At 42.0% G+C, this 17,335-nt stretch carries 14 protein-coding genes; 9 read left to right on the top strand and 5 right to left on the bottom strand.

All coding sequences use genetic code 11. The features are described 5' to 3' along the window. The 3 genes from lpxK to LN893_RS15830 all read left to right on the top strand — a co-directional run bounded on the left by lpxK (position 1) and on the right by LN893_RS15830 (position 3,819). On the top strand, positions 1-1,062 hold the full coding sequence (lpxK, locus tag LN893_RS15820; protein WP_229971752.1) for a tetraacyldisaccharide 4'-kinase: 1,062 nt from the start codon (positions 1-3) through the stop codon (positions 1,060-1,062). Positions 1,063-1,126: 64 nt separating this feature from the next. After that, on the top strand, positions 1,127-3,127 hold the full coding sequence (locus LN893_RS15825) for a putative porin (RefSeq protein WP_229971753.1): 2,001 nt from the start codon (positions 1,127-1,129) through the stop codon (positions 3,125-3,127). A gap of 83 nt (positions 3,128-3,210) precedes the next feature. Beyond that, positions 3,211-3,819, top strand: a complete 609-nt coding sequence (locus LN893_RS15830; RefSeq protein ID WP_229971754.1) for a MiaE family protein — start codon at positions 3,211-3,213, stop codon at positions 3,817-3,819. 73 nt (positions 3,820-3,892) lie between these two features. Here LN893_RS15830 and LN893_RS15835 read toward each other — a convergent pair whose 3' ends face one another. Further along, positions 3,893-5,158: an asparagine synthetase B gene (locus LN893_RS15835; protein ID WP_229971755.1), complete on the bottom strand. Its 1,266-nt coding sequence runs from the start codon at positions 5,156-5,158 to the stop codon at positions 3,893-3,895. 126 nt (positions 5,159-5,284) lie between these two features. Here LN893_RS15835 and LN893_RS15840 point away from each other — a divergent pair, with 126 nt between their 5' ends. Further along, a complete protein-coding gene (locus LN893_RS15840; protein ID WP_229971756.1) occupies positions 5,285-6,529 on the top strand; it encodes an ABC transporter permease in 1,245 nt (414 codons plus the stop codon). 90 nt (positions 6,530-6,619) lie between these two features. On the opposite strand, the gene LN893_RS15845 is transcribed toward LN893_RS15840, so the two are convergent. From LN893_RS15845 to LN893_RS20800, 3 genes are all read right to left on the bottom strand, one after another. After that, positions 6,620-7,240, bottom strand: coding sequence for an OmpH/Skp family outer membrane protein (locus LN893_RS15845; RefSeq protein ID WP_229971757.1), 621 nt, complete (start codon positions 7,238-7,240; stop codon positions 6,620-6,622). An 87-nt stretch (positions 7,241-7,327) separates the two neighbouring features. Then, a complete protein-coding gene (mtaB, locus tag LN893_RS15850; RefSeq protein WP_229971758.1) occupies positions 7,328-8,647 on the bottom strand; it encodes a tRNA (N(6)-L-threonylcarbamoyladenosine(37)-C(2))-methylthiotransferase MtaB in 1,320 nt (439 codons plus the stop codon). A 166-nt stretch (positions 8,648-8,813) separates the two neighbouring features. Then, complete coding sequence (locus LN893_RS20800; protein ID WP_229971760.1) at positions 8,814-10,652, bottom strand: LTA synthase family protein; 1,839 nt, start codon at positions 10,650-10,652, stop codon at positions 8,814-8,816. Positions 10,653-10,904: 252 nt separating this feature from the next. Here LN893_RS20800 and LN893_RS15860 point away from each other — a divergent pair, with 252 nt between their 5' ends. Next, a complete protein-coding gene (locus LN893_RS15860; protein ID WP_229971762.1) occupies positions 10,905-13,097 on the top strand; it encodes a glutamine synthetase III family protein in 2,193 nt (730 codons plus the stop codon). Positions 13,098-13,175: 78 nt separating this feature from the next. Here the strand turns inward: LN893_RS15860 and LN893_RS15865 are convergent, their stop codons facing one another. Then, positions 13,176-13,556 (bottom strand): hypothetical protein, encoded by a 381-nt coding sequence (locus tag LN893_RS15865; RefSeq protein ID WP_229971764.1) that lies wholly within the window; start codon positions 13,554-13,556, stop codon positions 13,176-13,178. 392 nt (positions 13,557-13,948) lie between these two features. Between LN893_RS15865 and ispG the strand changes: the two genes are divergently transcribed. The 4 genes from ispG to LN893_RS15885 all read left to right on the top strand — a co-directional run bounded on the left by ispG (position 13,949) and on the right by LN893_RS15885 (position 17,221). Next, positions 13,949-15,922: a (E)-4-hydroxy-3-methylbut-2-enyl-diphosphate synthase gene (ispG, locus tag LN893_RS15870; protein ID WP_229971766.1), complete on the top strand. Its 1,974-nt coding sequence runs from the start codon at positions 13,949-13,951 to the stop codon at positions 15,920-15,922. Positions 15,923-16,028: 106 nt separating this feature from the next. Next, a complete protein-coding gene (locus LN893_RS15875) occupies positions 16,029-16,193 on the top strand; it encodes a DUF6728 family protein (RefSeq protein WP_229971768.1) in 165 nt (54 codons plus the stop codon). Between the two features lie 9 nt (positions 16,194-16,202). Beyond that, the gene (locus tag LN893_RS15880) at positions 16,203-16,559 is read left to right on the top strand and encodes an MmcQ/YjbR family DNA-binding protein (protein ID WP_229971770.1); all 357 of its coding nucleotides are present in this window, start codon (positions 16,203-16,205) and stop codon (positions 16,557-16,559) included. Positions 16,560-16,717: 158 nt separating this feature from the next. Next, positions 16,718-17,221: a MarR family winged helix-turn-helix transcriptional regulator gene (locus tag LN893_RS15885; RefSeq protein ID WP_229971772.1), complete on the top strand. Its 504-nt coding sequence runs from the start codon at positions 16,718-16,720 to the stop codon at positions 17,219-17,221. The last annotated feature ends 114 nt before the right edge of the window (positions 17,222-17,335 follow it).

Raw genomic sequence — 17,335 nt, forward strand, 5'->3', positions numbered from 1 at the left:
ATGTTCAAATATCTGAAACACCTGCTCTGGCCTTTTTCGATCTTGTACGGTGGCATAACTGCTATGCGCAATAAACTATACGATCAGCAGGTTTTGCCTTCGCATCGTTTTGAGATTCCTGTTTTGGCAGTGGGTAACCTCACCGTAGGAGGCACAGGCAAAACGCCTCATGTAGAGTATCTGCTTCGTTTGCTGAAATCATACAAGGTAGCAACCCTAAGCCGAGGCTATAAGCGTCAATCAAAAGGTTTTGTGTTGGCAGGCGCTGGTACCACTGCTGCCGCCTTGGGCGACGAACCCTTTCAGTACCACCTTGACTTTCCAGAAGTAGCTGTTGGCGTGTCGGAAGACAGGGTAAAGGGGGTGCAGCAGTTACAGCGGGAGGTGCCAAGTATAGAAGTTGTTCTTTTAGACGATGCCATGCAGCACCGCCCCATACAGCCATCCTTCAATATTCTTCTGTCAGATTATAACCGCCCTTTTTACAATGATTTCATCATGCCAGTAGGTTTGTTGAGGGAGTCTAAAGAAGGAGCTAAGCGTGCCGATGTTGTTCTTGTAAGCAAGTGCCCAACAGGTTTGACTGATGAGGCAAAGAACACCATAAAGCAGCGTATAAAGAATTTTACCAATCCTGCTACCCCTGTCTTTTTCAGTTCTTTTAAGTATGGTGTTCCTGTTTCTATTGGTATGCGCCATACTATATCCAAAAAAATAGTGTTATTAACAGGTATTGCTAATGCAGCGCCACTTATCCAGTATTTAGATAAGGAAGGCTATAATATACTAGAGCATGTGGCGTATGCCGACCATTACTACTATACAGCCCAGGATGTTCTGAAACTAAAGAAGTTGCTGCAGCAGGATAAACTAGCGCATGCTTCTGTGCTAACGACACGAAAAGATGCCGTTAAACTGCAGGATAAGGTGCTGCATGAACTTACACAGCAACTGCCAATATTTTATATACCTATAGAGGTCGAACTTTTGGAGGGAAAAGATCAATTTGATGCGATGGTTCTGGCGCATGTACAGGCTAAGCTTCAGCGGCCAATAAGTTAGTCTTTAGTATAAATCCTGTGTAGCAAAGCACATCCATGTGTCGGAAAATCACTAGTTTTGCATCGTGAAAAGAAAATTGTTTACCATAGCTCTCCTATTACTGGGTATAATTTTTACGCAGGCATCTGTAGCACAAAGAAGGCCAGTAGGTAATAACACGATACCTGTTCAGCAAGGGCCTGACACCACTCGCGTAACGCCAAGAAATGGAAGCATTCTGGATGATTCAACGAAAGCTATTTACGGCCCTAACACAACCTTGCAACTATTTGAGCAGGATGTTTTAAGAGGTCGCTATGTGGAGCAGCGTGTCGATACGAGCATCAATAAGATGCAGAATGAGCGCTTCTGGTATAACGACACCACTTTCTACCAGCATTTAGGGAATATAGGTACAGCTGCTAAACCTATTTTTTACGAACTGCCTCTAAAGATCGGGGCCAGGTATGGTAAATATGTATTTGATCGTTACGCTTATAACCCCTTCAACTTAAACTACTACGACACCCGTTCTCCCTATTCACACTTGAGCTATATACAGGGGCAGCGTGGAGAGCAATTATTTGAAGTTATATATGCTCGGAATATAAAGCCAAACTGGAATATAGGGGTGGCATATCAACTAATGGGAGCCGATAAACAGTTTGGTGCGATTGACCGCAGGCAGAACGGTTTAATTGATAACCAGGCGGTAAAGGCATTTACACATTATCAATCTCCCAACAAACGCTACGACCTTTTTGCAAATTACACATTTCAGAAGCACGAGCAGATTGAACTGGGAGGGGTGAGGCCCAGAGCGACAGATTATAGTGCAAATGGCGAGGTGATCACAGATAGCTTGTTCCGATACCAAAATGATCAGTCGTTCCTGATGCAGGCAGCTAGCGAAGAAAGCAGAAACCACTATCATGCGCTGCAAATTTTTAAACTCGCTGGCGAGGACCTGAAACTGTACCATCAACTAGATGTGCATCGGCAGCAAAATGATTTTCAGGATTCAAACATCCAGACTGTGGGTGACACGGCTATTTTGTTCTACCCAGATACGCTTTATAGTCCTCAGTTTACAGATGATCGTACTTTTTACCGCGAAGTTGAAAATGTTTTCGGAGTTACGGGCAACAATAAGCTATCATTCTACAAGGCTTACATTAAACATAGAAATGCTGCCATAACCTATCGTGTTTTTGATACAGAAGCCGCAACAGCCACTACACCTGCAAGCACAACAGAACTTAAACTAGAAAATAACGAGTCGCAGTTATTTGTGGGGGGGCAGTTAAGGTTACATTACCAGGAGTTGGTAGAAGTGGTTTTAGATGGAGAGTTTCAACTGTCTACAGATTATCGGGTTAATGGCTTAGCACGATTCAAAGGACTATATGGCTCTCTAGCCCGTGTTTTACGATCGCCTTCGTTTATTGAGCAACGCATGATGAGTAACCATTTTGTTTGGGACAATGACTTTAGCAGCAGCGTTACAGACAAGATAGAGGCAGGTTACGCAGGCAAAATTGGCACAAGACAATACATAAAACTAAGAGCAGAATATACGAATATAAAGCGTCATATCTTCTTTAACCAGCAGGCGGTAGCTGATCAGTTAGTGGGGAATCAGCGATTTTACGGAGTTAAACTAGATCATAAAATACGCTTTGGTTCTATTCACTTCGATAATTTCATCGCTTACACAAACACTGACAATGCGGAGACTATTCGAATACCAGAGTGGCTAGTAGATTCTAAATTATACTTTGAGGGAGACATTTTCAGGAATGCTTTGTTCGGACAGTTTGGGGTGCATGCCTATGTGCCTTCGGGTTATTTTGCTGATGCCTACATGCCAGTAACACAACAGTTTTATCTTCAGGATGAGATAAAACTAAGAACATACCCTGTGATAGATGTATTTGTAACAGCCGATATAAAGAACCTGAACCTGTTCCTTAAAATGGCCAACGTTACAGACGAACTGTTAGCCCCAGGGTATTTTGCTACCCCTTACTTTCCAGGCATGCGCCGCAGCTTTATTTTTGGAATCAAATGGATGTTCTTTGATTAATCTTGGAGAAGAAGCTCAAGTATTCATATAGCTTGTGGTTTCCTATTAGCATCATTGAACATCTGTCGTGAATTTAGAAGAATATGTCCACAAACCAGCCAACTAAAACCATACTTCGCTTAGAACTGCCTACAGACCCAAGGTGGGTGAATATTGCTGAGAAAAATATTGAAGAGATTCTGGTTGACCATGCTTACTGCGAACAAAAGGCAGCCACTTCGGCTATCTCGTTAATTGTTAAATATCCAGATAAAACTCGTCTGGTAGAGGAGATGACAGATTTGGTGGCAGAGGAGTGGAGCCACTTTGAGCGTGTGCTAGAACAGCTTAAAAAGAGAGGCTATGGTTTAGGACGCAATCGACCAGATGAATATGTGGTAGAACTTACCAAACATATCCGTAAAGGCGACAAACGCGAAAGACAGCTCATGGATCACCTTCTGATCAATGCCTTGATAGAAGCGAGAAGCTGTGAACGTTTTAAGCTTCTCTGGAAAAACATTCAGGACGAAGAGCTGCAGAAGTTCTACTATGAACTTATGGTATCAGAAGCTGGCCACTATGTAAGCTTTGTTAAACTTGCCAAAGAATACATGCCAATTGATGTAGTAGACGCAAGACTGAAAGAACTATTGGCCATAGAAGCCGAGATTATCAGAAACCTGACACCACGCGCAAACCGCATGCATTAAATTTATTCTGATGTGAAGATTTGGAGATGTAAAAATTTCAAATCTTCACATCTCCAAATCTAAAACTTATCTATCAAGTTTTCTGTTTCTTCTTTTTAGCAGCTGGGAAAAGAATATTGTTTAGAATCAGTCGATATCCTGGGGAGTTTGGGTGTAGTGCCAAATCAGTAGGATCTTCTCCCACCAAATGCTGATAGTCTTCGGGATCGTGTCCACTGTAGAAGGTCCAGGTGCCACGGGCGTAGGTGCCGTGCATGTAGCGAATCTCACCTAGTTCTTTATTTTCACCCATTATAATTACATCAGGCTTGACCATGCTCTTACGGAAAGCCGTTGTTTGGCCCATAAAGCCTTTTATTGTTTTTGCGTGGTTTTGCGTCAGCATGGTAGGGATGGGGTCCCACTTTGCAGAAAAGGTGAACAGCTGGAAATAATCGTTTGCCTCTGTAACAGGACGTTCGGTAGGCTGTACGTCAATGTTAGAGTATTCATACTCCAAGGGGTTAAGGACCAGCTTGAAATCCTGAAAAGCGAAAGTTTTGCTATAGTCCAATTTTGACTGTGCTTTTGGATCAGCACCATCTCCATCATACATCTGTTCAATAAAATCTACACCCTCGGCTGCCAGCGCAATGTCATAGGTATCGGTTGCAGAGCACATGGCAAACAGGAAGCCTCCACCAGCACAAAAGTTCTTGATTTTGTTAACGACAGCCAGTTTTAGTTGCGAGACTTTGCTGAAGCCATGTTGCTTGGCAGAAGCCTCCGCTTCACGTTGTTGCTCCTGGTACCAAGGGTAGTGTCTGTAGCTGTAATAGAATTTGCCGTACTGGCCCGTAAAGTCCTCGTGGTGCAGGTGTAGCCAGTCATATTTGGGCAAATCTCCTTTCATGATCTCTTCATCATAAATAATATCATAAGGAATTTCAGCATAAGTCAGCACCAACGTTACCGCATCGTCCCAAGGCATTTTAGATTTAGGAGAGTACACCGCTATTTTAGGTACCTTTTCCAGTTTCATAATATCCATGTTAGCCTCAGGCGAAGCAATCTCTTGCAGAATACCGTTGTATTGCGCATCAGAAACTACATTGTAGCTAATGCCTCTTACAATAAGCTCGTTTTCTAGCTGCGGTGCATGTTGAAAAGCAAAGCTCCCGCCTCTATAGTTTAAAAGCCAATCAACTGAGACATCTTTTGAAAGCACCCAATAAGCAATTCCATAAGATTTCAGATGTTCTTTCTGAGTTTCGTCCATCGGAACAAGCACCATAGAAGCAAAGCTTTTAAAGGTTACCAGCAGAACGAACAACAGGAGCAAAAATGAACGGTACAACATCAAATTCCTTATTTACAATATAAACAAATGTATTAAATCTATTCTTTAATAGGAAAATGATTACTTTAGTCTCAAACTTCCCAATATTCTTCCTAACGTAAAACCTGAAAAAGCGCATACATATAGATGAACCTTATTGAAAATATACTCGAAGGCTTGCGAGCCATCAAGGGTAATTTGCTTCGTACGGTGCTAACAGGCCTGATCATCTCCATCGGTATTATGTCGCTGGTTGGCATTTTAACGGCTGTGGACAGTATGAAACACTCGCTTACCCAGACATTTTCTTCCCTGGGAGCCAATTCTTTCGATATACGCAGAAAGGGAATGAATAACAGGGGAAGTGTTGGAGGAAGAACTGAAAAAGTTTATCCTCAGATAAGTTACCTGCAGGCACGCACATACAAAGAACGTATGGAAGAAACCGCCGCTGTCAGTATCTCGGCGTATGTTTCGGGTGCAACGGTGGTAAAAAGTGCTACTGATAAAACAAACCCAAACATTAATATTATAGCAGGAGATGAGCATTATTTACAAAATCAGAACCTGAACCTGGTGCGTGGTCGTGGCTTTTCAAATTTCGATTTAGAAAAAGGAACAAACGTGGCTATTATCGGAAGCGAGATAAAAGAAAACCTTTTTCCTAAAGCCGAAGTAATCGGCCAGCATATTACCTTTCTAGGGCGCAGGTTCTTAATTGTAGGCCAACTTGAAAAAAAGGGCAGTAGCATGGGAGGTAACAGTGGTGATAGAACCATTATTATTCCACTAGAAACTGGCCGACACATTCCTATGGTAGGCGGTGCTGCCCTCAATTACAATATTAAAACTGCCATTGCTACGCCTGAGGCGCTGGATTATGTAATGGGTGAAGCAACAGGCATCATGCGCAACATTCGCCAAGACCCTTTAGGCCAGCCAGATTCCTTCGAAATAAGACGAAGCGATTCTTTGCTCGAGCGCTTGAATGAGATATCGGGTGCTATGAAGGCAGGAGGTTTCATTATTGGCTTTATAACCTTATTAGGCGCCTCGGTTGGCCTGATGAATATTATGATGGTATCTGTGAACGAGCGCACAAGGGAAATTGGCGTACGAAAGGCTTTAGGTGCCACAGCTATTCAAATTAGGCAGCAGTTTCTGATAGAAGCCGTAGTCATTTGTATTTTAGGTGGCTTGGTTGGTGTGATATTAGGAGTGGTGATGGGTAACGGAATTGCCTCTATGATTGGTGAAGGGGGCTTTATTGTTCCATGGCTGTGGGTAGTTGTAGGTTTAAGTATTTGCGTAATTGTAGGCGTCATTTCTGGTTACTATCCTGCTTTCAAAGCTTCTAAGCTAGACCCGATAGAGTCACTAAGATATGAGTAGAAATACAGTACTCTACAAGAGTATGATAAAACTAAAAGCCCTCTGCTACATATGATAGCAGAGGGCTTTTAGTTTTATGAATATTGGTGATTACTTTTTCTTTGTTGTAGTAGCAGTTTCTTCCTGATCTGCTTGGTATTGCTGGTTAAGGCCTTGTACAACATCTGTCGTAATGTCTAAAGTACTGTCGCCGTAAAGAATGGCGCTGTTACCTCTGGTATAGGTGAGAACCATTTTGTAGCCTCTTTCCTTGCTAAGCTGTTGCAGATAAGCTTCTACCTTGTCGTAAATCTTTTTCATTTCTTCAGACTCTTCAGAAACAAGGCTGTTACCTGCTTCCTGGTTCTGAGCTTGCAGCTGTTGCTGCTTTTGCGCCAGGCGCTGCTCCGTAGAAGCGCGTTGCTCCATCGTCATGTTTTGGGCAGACTGCTGATATCTGGTAACTTCTTTTTCAAAAGCCTGCGCCTTAGCTCTTAAGTCTTTTTCAGCCTGTTCAGACCTGCCTTGCAAACGGGTGCGCACTTGCTTAAAGTACTCGTAGTTAGCTAGTAAAGAGTCAGAATTAACATAAACAATGTTATTGTTTACAGCCAAAGAATCGGTAGCAGCTGAATTATTGGAAGATAAAGTGGCATCAGGCTGCTGATCGTTGGTACAGGCAGCTGCAAATGCAGCCAAAGCTAAGCCTAAAGCTAGATTAGTTAATTTCACAGGTACAATTAATGTTTAAGAAGTTAATAATACATTTATAATCTGAAATATAAGGTTATTTACCTTATAAAAGAACATAGTGGGGTTCTAATGCTGTAAAATTTCCTGATATGTCTCTTCTGCCTCGGCTAAGCCATTGCTGTTGATACCCGTCAGTCTTACATGCTTCGTCTCATTCACCAGTACAGGGTCATACTTCACCGCAACACGCACATAGTTCTCTGTCCAGCCTTCCATGATGCCGTCCTTCACATCGTCTTCAAAAAGCACACGAAACTCACGCCCCATGTTTTGCTCGTAAAAATGGCGCTTCTTTTTCTCAGATAAAATGCGCAGCATATCAGCTCGGCGATTTCGCTCTTTATTACTTACTTTTCCAGACATCTCTGGCGCCAACGTATTATCACGTTCAGAATAAGGAAATACGTGCAGGTAACTTACATCAAGGTTATTGAGGAACTCATAGGTTTCCAGAAAATCTTCTTCCGTTTCTCCAGGAAAACCAACGATAACATCTACACCAATGCAGCAGTGTGGCATCAGTGCTTTGATTTTATCTACACGGTCAGCGTAGAGCTCACGCTGGTAGCGCCTACGCATCAGTTTAAGTATCTTATTCGATCCTGATTGTAGTGGCACATGGAAGTGAGGCATAAAGCGGCTGCTCTGCGCCACAAACTCTATGATTTCATCTTTAAGTAAATTGGGTTCGACAGATGAAATTCTAAAGCGATTAATACCTTCTATTTTATCAAGTTCCTGCACCAATTCGTAAAAAGATTCAACCCTTTTCCCGTTCTGCAAACCAAAATCACCTGTGTTTACACCTGTCAGCACTATTTCTTTTACACCAGACGCAGCAATCTCTTCAGCCGACGCTACAACGTTAGCTATACTGTCGGAACGGCTATTGCCACGCGCCATAGGTATGGTGCAGAAAGAGCAGGAGTAGTCGCAGCCGTCTTGCACCTTAAGGAAGGTGCGGGTACGGTCGCCGAAAGAGTAGGAGTTATGGAAAGTGTTCGCTTCGGAAATAGGACTGGCAAAAACTTCTGCTTTATCCTTTTTCTCAAACGTTTCCAGTATATCTACCAACTGAAACTTTTCGGCAGCGCCCAACACGGCATCTACACCAGGTATTTCGCTTATTTCTTTCGGCTTTAACTGCGCGTAGCAGCCAACTATGGTAATAAAGGCATTAGGAGAGTGCTTAAGCGCCTCCTTTACAATCTTCCTGCATTTTTTGTCTGCATTATCAGTTACAGAGCAGGTATTGATCACATATATATCTGGCTTTTCGGTAAACTCCACTTTCTCAAAACCACGCTCCTGGAAAATTCTTCCAATGGTGCTGGTTTCGGAGTAATTGAGCTTACAGCCTAAAGTGTAAAACGCTACTTTTTTCATAATCAGGCTGCAAAGGTAAGAAAAATATGCCTTATTCCTGCAATGGATAAGGTAATTATACCTGGGCTAAGACCCTGAAGCATAAAATCTTAAAGAGAAGCAGATAAAAAGTGATATTCCAAAATACTATGGAAGAAAGCTAGACATGGCGATTCAAACCAATCAATCATTTCTTCAAGAAGTCTTCGAAAGAGAATTGCATATAAGCTTTACCAATTTCAATTTGCTCTTGCGAAACACCTTCATCTTTGGTTATAGGCTTCTTGGCTACATTATCGAAAGTAAGTTTTCCTGCTGGAGTTATAAAGCCGAAGCCATCGTTGAATACATAAAAGGCAAACGGATTAGGAGAATGCGCCAGTAAATCTCTGCCCCACTTAAACTCTTCGTTTGGAAAGTTTAGTTGCGAGAGTAGCGTAGTGGCAATATCAGTTTGAGAACCCAGCACATCTACTGTTAAACCGTTTGCTGCTAATGCACCTCCTGTCATTGCAAATGGTATTCTGAATTTGCTGGGAACATGGTTTGGGTCACTTCCTGGAGCGGGATGCCCATGATCGGCCACTATAACCACTAAGGTATTATCCCACCACGTCTGCTGCTTTGCAGCATTCAGAAAACGGCCCAGTGCCCAGTCAGTATAATAAACACTGTTTCTAAATAAAGCATCTGTGTCATCACCAGGAAATTTGGCGGCTATTGGAATTTCAAAAGGCTCGTGACTACTTAGGGTATAAACAGTACTAAAGAAAGGCCTTTTTTCGTTCTTTAAATCCTGCAGAACTCGGTCGAAAACCACATGGTCATGCGCTCCCCATTTAGAGTTATAGCTGGAAGCAGGAAAATCATCTTTATCAATAAGTCTGTCGTAGCCGCCATTAAGCAAGTAGGACTTTATGTTGGCGAACTCAAGCTCACCTCCATAGTAGTAGCTGGTGCTATAATTTTGTTCCTCAAATACCTTACTTAGGTGCGGCAGCTTCTGAGTTTTATGAGGTGTTTTGATGATGGAGGTAATGGTTTGAACAGGATAGCCACTCAGTAATGCCACCATGCCCTTTTCGCTACGGTCGCCGCTGGCATACATATTAGTGAAATTTATACCCGTTGCGGCTATACTATCTAAATTAGGAGTAACACCTATTTCACCACCCAAGCTTCCGACAAATTTAGCCGTGTAACTTTCAAGTATAATAAAGAGCACGTTTGGCTTTGTGCCTTTCACCAGCGCAACAGTTGAATCGGAGGGGGTAGCATAAAGAGCCTTTACCTTTTCTTCTGCCTCCTGCAGGGGCATGTACTGGTAAAAGTTCTTATTCTGCTTATTATATTTTAGCAGGGCATGCATCAGGTTCCAGGGCATGTTTAAACTTGCATGATTGGCAAAGGGCTCTTCCGAAAAGTAGGCAACGCTTTGGTTTATCGGAATCTGTTGCCAGCCTCCCCTCATCGGCAAAATCAACACAATTAGAAATATGATGGTGAGCGCAGTTACAACCCAGCTGCGCTTTGTGCTAATAACATGCTTTTGTTTGAAGAGGTAGTTATACAAGAAGATAAAGATAACTGCATGTTCAGCAGCTATAAACAACAAGAGGAAAATAGCTGCAGCAGCAGCGGATGCAGCCATTTCGGCAGGCGTGTTAAGATATTGTAGTGGCGTTGCATCTAATCTAAATCCCCAGAAAGAGTATAGTTCCAGATCAGCTGCCAGCATAATTGAAATTAAAACTATAAAGACATAGGTATAGGCACGGATGAAATAAGCTGCATTAAACCGTAACCACCACGACGAAACAACCACAGCGAGAAAAGGAAGCAGGCACAGGTAGGCTGTGAAAGACATATCAAGCTGGAATCCATACACAAAAGTAAATGCAATATCAGAAGCTGATAAATGCTGCGTACGGTTGTAGTGGTACAACAGAAATATAATGCGGGAAACTGCAAAGAACAGTAGCCAGAACAAGAAGTATAGCGGGTGGAAGCGCAGTGTTTTTTTCACAATGCAAATATAGTTGTCTTAGCTTCTTTAGCTATTACCCTAAGAATATGTGTTTATCAAGGAAGGGAGTATTTAGAATAGGGTAATTAGTTTAATTTATATATATTTTGAATCGAAAGCCTAGTTTGTGAAAGCATAAATGAATAAAATTGGTAGTTTTGTTAGAAAATCATCAAAAAAAGAACACCCTTATGTTGCAGATAGTCTTTTAGTCTATATATTTGCTATCACTAAACTGAACCTCACACAAAAATGGCAACACTTCGTTTTAAAGCGCTTGATTTAGTTAATCAGCGTAAACCGATTGAAGTTTCTTTATCATCACGAAAGATTTCTGACTACTATGGCGAGAATACCTTTGGCTTTTCAGCCATGCGTGCTACCATGTCGTCTGATAACTTTAAAAAACTACGCAAAGCAGTTGATGCGGGCGAAAAAGTAGACCGCAACCTGGCAGATGCAGTAGCTTCGGCTATGAGAACATGGGCTATGAGCAAGGGTGCTACGCATTACACCCACTGGTTCCAGCCTTTAACAGGTGCTACCGCCGAAAAGCATGACTCTTTCTTTGATCTCACTGGTGATGGCGAAGCAATTGAAAGCTTTAAAGGTAATGCACTGGTACAACAAGAGCCAGATGCTTCGTCTTTCCCGAACGGCGGTATACGTAATACATTCGAAGCACGAGGTTACACAGCTTGGGATCCATCTTCACCAGCATTCCTAATTGAAAACGCGGGTACAAAGACGCTTTGTATTCCTACCATATTTGTTTCTTACACTGGTGAGGCCCTAGACTACAAAACTCCTTTGCTGAAGTCGTTGAACGTATTGAACCATGCTGCTGTGCCAGTTTGCCAATACTTCGACAAAGACGTTTCAAAGGTAAATACTACACTTGGCATTGAGCAGGAATACTTTTTAGTAGACCGTGCCCTTTTTGATGCTCGTCCTGACTTGGTGCTTGCAGGCCGTACAGTTTTCGGACATTCTCCTGCAAAAGGCCAGCAGTTAGAAGACCATTACTTTGGTTCTATTCCTAGCCGTGCGCACGCCTTTATGGTTGACTTTGAGAAGACTGCCCTCACTTTAGGCATTCCTTTGAGAACACGCCATAACGAAGTTGCTCCAAATCAGTTTGAGTGTGCTCCAACGTTTGAGGACGCTAACCTGGCTGTTGACCACAACCAGATTCTGATGGATATTATGGACAAAGTAGCTGAGCGCCATAACCTGAAGGTTCTTTTACATGAGAAACCATTTGCTGGTGTTAACGGTAGCGGCAAGCACAATAACTGGGCAATGAGCACCAACACTGGTGTTAACCTGCTTTCTCCTGGCAAAAAGCCAAAAGAAAACCTACAATTCCTTACTTTCTTTATCAATACAATTGCAGCCGTACATAAGCATGCAGACTTATTGAGAGCAAGTATAGCTTCTGCCAGCAACGATCACCGTTTAGGTGCAAACGAAGCGCCTCCAGCCATCATGTCTGTTTTTGTGGGCCAGCAGCTTACAGCAGTACTAGATGAACTGGAGCGCACTGCTAAGGTTCCGATGGAAAAAGGTGATAACATGTACCTGAAGTTAGGTATAGACAAGATCCCGGAAATCCTTCGCGACAACACTGACCGTAATCGTACGTCTCCGTTTGCTTTTACGGGAAATAAATTTGAGTTCCGTGCAGTAGGTTCATCTGCAAACACTTCTTCTCCAATGACGGCTTTGAACACTATTGTGGCTGACCAATTGGTAGAGTTCCGTAAGGCAGTAGATAAGCTGATTGAGAAAGACGGCATGAAAAAGGAGATTGCTATCATACAGGTACTTCGCGAACTTGTGGTACAATCTAAGTCTGTTCGTTTTGAAGGTAACGGTTACTCTGATGAGTGGGCAGAAGAAGCTGAAAAACGCGGTTTATCAAATGTAAAATCGACTCCATTAGCATTAGATGTTTTTCATCGTGAAAATGTTAAGGAATTATTCACAAAACATAGTATATTTACAGAAGTAGAGCTTAATGCAAGACACGAGATTCTTCTGGAAGAATATATCAAGAAGATTCAGATTGAGTCGCGTGTAATGGGTGATTTGGCCGTAAACCATGTTATACCTACAGCAGTTGCTTACCAAAATAAACTTATTACCAACATCCGTGGTTTAAAAGAACTGGGATTAGAGGATGAGCTTACCCAGACAACTTTAGATTCAATCAAAAAGATGTCACGCCACATAAATGCTATTCAGAAAAATGTGGATGAGATGATTGAAGCGCGGAAAGTTGCAAATAAGATTGAAGACGCACGTGAACGTGCCATAGCTTACGAAGAAAAAGTAAAAAGCTACTTCGATACTATCCGTTACAGCGTAGATAAGCTTGAACTGATGGTTGCTGACGAAGATTGGCCACTTATAAAGTATCGTGAGCTATTGTTTAGACGTTAAAATGATTAATAGTTAGACTTATATTAGAAAAAAACACCTCTTTGGGGTGTTTTTTTCTTTATAGGCATTTTTTAAAAATTAAGCTGCTTCGATTCTTCTCCTATATTTGGAACGGATTTCGGCTGCAGTTTTCACTAGTACAAATGGCAGCAGTACCATTACCAGCCCAACAGCTATAATTTTACGTAGTCCCAACCGCATCATTATGTTAGATAGCACCTTGCTCCGCAGTTCTTTCAACAGAATCTGCCCCGTTTTGGTCATAGGCTTTCCATGTAAAAAGTCATCTACTGCCTGCCAGTTACCTTTTTCAATTTGTTGTTTTATAAAAGAGAGTATTGTATCACTAGTAACAAGTACAGCCTGGCTAATTTGTTCTTGCCTAAGTTTGCCCCATAACTGAATTTCATGAAAATTGGTCGGCATTTTTTCTGGTAATATTAGTTTCGTTCTGTTCATAATCATCAATTTAACAGCAGAGTTATATTGCTTTTCAGTAAGCTATAGTTAAAGCAATAGTTTTGTCTGAAAACCTTCTGCTTCTATATCTTTAACGAGTACATCAGTTACTTTGCTGTTTTACGCCTCAACATAAATTATACCTAATTACTTAATTGTTAGCTTAGAAGCCACTGGTAGCAAAGAGCTAATCTTTCCTTTCAGTTTACGACCTATACATCAGAAAACTGCTATCGCATTACTTGTAAGAATGTTGTAAATTTACCTTCAAGTTAATAGATAAGTTTTTTAATAATCTATACTTACACCTACGTACCTGCGTCAGATTGAACAAAGGCAACGCTAGATTAGTTAAAGCAACGAAGCCCAAACAGCTAAAGCATAAGCTTTTTATGAATAAAACATATTGCCCTAGCCTTACCGAATATAAGCGCAGAGAAACTATTGTCGTAAATATTGGCGACATGCCCATGGGCGGCAACTATCCGATTCGGGTTCAGTCGATGACGACAGTAGATACGATGGATACTGTGGGCTCTGTAGAGCAGTGCATCAGAATGATTGAAGCAGGCTGTGAGTACATTCGCATTACGGCCCCAAGTATAAAAGAGGCTGAAAACCTGCGCAACATCAGAGATGAATTGCGCAAGCGAGGTTACAATACCCCCTTGATTGCCGATATTCACTTTACTCCGAATGCCGCAGAAGTAGCAGCACGAATCGTAGAAAAGGTGCGTGTAAACCCTGGTAATTACGCCGACAAGAAAAAGTTTGAGGTTATTGAGTACAATGATGTAACCTATCAGGCGGAACTGGACCGAATTCGGGAGCGTTTTGTGCCATTGGTTCGAATTTGCAAAGAGCATGGCACTGCGATGCGTATCGGCACAAATCATGGTTCTCTTTCTGACCGCATTCTGAGCCGCTACGGCGATACGCCACTTGGCATGGTAGAAAGTGCATTAGAGTTTCTGCGCATTTGTGAAGATGAACAATATTATAATATTGTTATCTCCATGAAAGCGTCTAACACGCAAGTGATGGTGCAGGCATACCGTTTGTTAGTGCAAAAACTAGAGGAGGAAGGACTGAAGCCATACCCGCTGCACCTAGGTGTGACAGAGGCTGGCGAGGCAGAAGATGGAAGAATAAAATCTGCTGTAGGTATTGGTACTTTGCTAGAAGATGGCCTAGGCGATACCGTTCGCGTTTCTTTAACAGAGGCACCTGAGGCAGAAGCACCAGTAGCTAAAGCACTGATTGACCGCTACACGCATCGTGCCGAAAAAGCAACACCGCTGAAGCCGATTTGTAATGTCCCAATTGATCCCTTCCAATATCAACGCCGCGAAACAATAGAAGTTGAAAATTTGGGAGGGCTTAATGTACCGCGTGTTGTAGCAGATTTAAGTCGGTTAACAGATGTACAATATGCTGACCTGAAAAGTATTGGCCACCTGTACTCAATGCTGCTCGATAAGTTCAATATGAATGACTTAGGTGCAGACTTTATTTACACTGGTGAAAACCCAATCAGCTTTATGCTGCCTAATGGGTTGAAGGAAATAGTAAACTACAATACATGGCTTGTTTCTGAGCAGCGCGAAAACCTTTTGCCTTTGTTAAATGCTGAGCAATACCTTAAAAGTGTAGAGCGACATGCAAAGCAAAATTTTGTGCTGGCAACTTTATCTGATCTTACAAATGAATTATTGGAACGCCTGAAGCTTGATGCTACAGCTGTACTGATGCTTCAGACCCAGAATGAGCATGCCATGCCTGAGCTTCGTAAGTGCTTCTTCCGCCTGATGAACCAGGAGGTACAGAACCCATGCATTATTACCAGAGCATACGGAGAGCTTACAGCTGATGAGGTACAGCTTTATGCGGCTACCGATGTGGGCGGCCTGCTGATAGATGGCCTGGGTGACGGCGTGATGTTAGGAACAGCTTTACAACCCGAACAAGACAAGCCAGAATTGCTGCAAACAATAGAAAAGCTCAATAGCCTTAGTTTTGGTATATTGCAGGCAGCTCGTACGCGTATGAGCAAAACAGAATACATCAGTTGTCCAAGCTGTGGCCGTACACTTTTCGACCTGCAGGAAACTACTGCCATGATCCGTAAACGCACTGACCATCTGAAAGGCGTTAAAATAGGTATCATGGGTTGTATTGTGAATGGGCCAGGCGAGATGGCTGATGCGGACTATGGCTATGTAGGCGTAGGCAAAGACAAAATTGCCTTGTACAGGGGGCAATCAGTGGTTAAAAAGGCTGTGCCTGCCGACCGTGCAGTTGATGAATTAATAGAACTGATTCGGGAAGATGACAAATGGATCGAGCCTGTTAAACTAGAGGAGTAAAAGGCTCATATTTAAATCTTTTGCTATCTTTATTTGTTATGAAGAAGTAAGGTGGGTGTTACTTTTAGTATACGATGCCTTACATAAACTACAAATTGTATATATTATGAAGGGACTATTCAACCTATCAGAAGTAGCAACTTACTTTTTCCGCAAAAAGGATCCAAACCGCAAGACAAACTTTAACCTGCGCGCTATGCATAAGATAAACAAGATCTCTATACTTATGTTTTTGGCTGGCATTGTATACTTTATCATCAAGCATTGGTAATGCTTTGTTATGAACATAGAGGACTTCAGAGAGCATTGTTTGGCAAAGGCTGGTACTACCGAAGAACTTCCTTTTGATGAGGATACTCTGGTATTTAAAGTCTTAGGTAAAATGTATGCTCTCTGTAGTCTTTCTCAATATGAAAAGGGCATATCTTTAAAATGTGATCCAGAACAGGCCCTCTCGCTAAGGGAGCGGTACCCACAGGTGCAGCCTGGTTATCACATGAACAAAAAGCATTGGAACACCATATTGCCTGAGGCTGGATTGCCCGATCAGCTCCTGCTCCAATGGATTGACAGTTCATATAATTTAGTTTTAAATAAGCTTCCCAAGTATTTAAAAGAACAAATATTGCCTTTTTAGAGTAAAATATCCTCGCGCCACTATCTTTCGCTTCTGTTTAATTTGTTTTTTTGCTGTAACAGAGGGTAAATATGAAAACAAACTTGCATTTTAGAGCATTGAAAGCAGTGAAGTCTGTTTTTATTATATTTTACTACTCTCACTCCAACTAAATATATATGATGATAGAGAATGAAATGGGAATACCTGCATTCCGAAACGAATGGCAAAAAGCAAGTATTGGTATTGTGTTTACGTACGGGCTTTTGTACAACGGCTACGAAAAATTTTTTAAGAAGCACGGGCTTACCTCTCAGCAGTATAATATTTTGCGCATCTTAAATGATAAACATCCTGAACCAGTTTCAACATCTTATCTAAGAGAGATGATGCTGGATAAAATGTCGGATGCTTCACGACTTGTGAACCGGCTGAGCAGTAAAGGCCTTGTGGATGTTTCGCAGAATCCTTCGGATAAGCGCTTGGTGAACATAGTTCTTTCTGATAAAGGAGTTCGCACCTGTCAGCAGGTTTTGCAAGACATACACAATCTTGACGCTTATTTAAAGGGAATCTCTGAGGACGAAGCAAAGCAGTTGACCGACTTATTATTTAAGGTCAGAGAGTCGATAAGAGATGTTGAAGAAACAAATGCACAGAAGGAATCACAAAGAAATAAGTAAGCCTATAGAAAAAATATACTCTGTATTTTAAGTCCTCTGCCAGCAATGGTAGAGGACGTTAGCATAGTACTTAGGAGGCTGTAAAACAAACTGTGTCAAAGGATTAGGAGTATT

It is taken from the genome of Pontibacter harenae, assembly GCF_020907245.1.
Taxonomy (GTDB): domain Bacteria; phylum Bacteroidota; class Bacteroidia; order Cytophagales; family Hymenobacteraceae; genus Pontibacter; species Pontibacter harenae.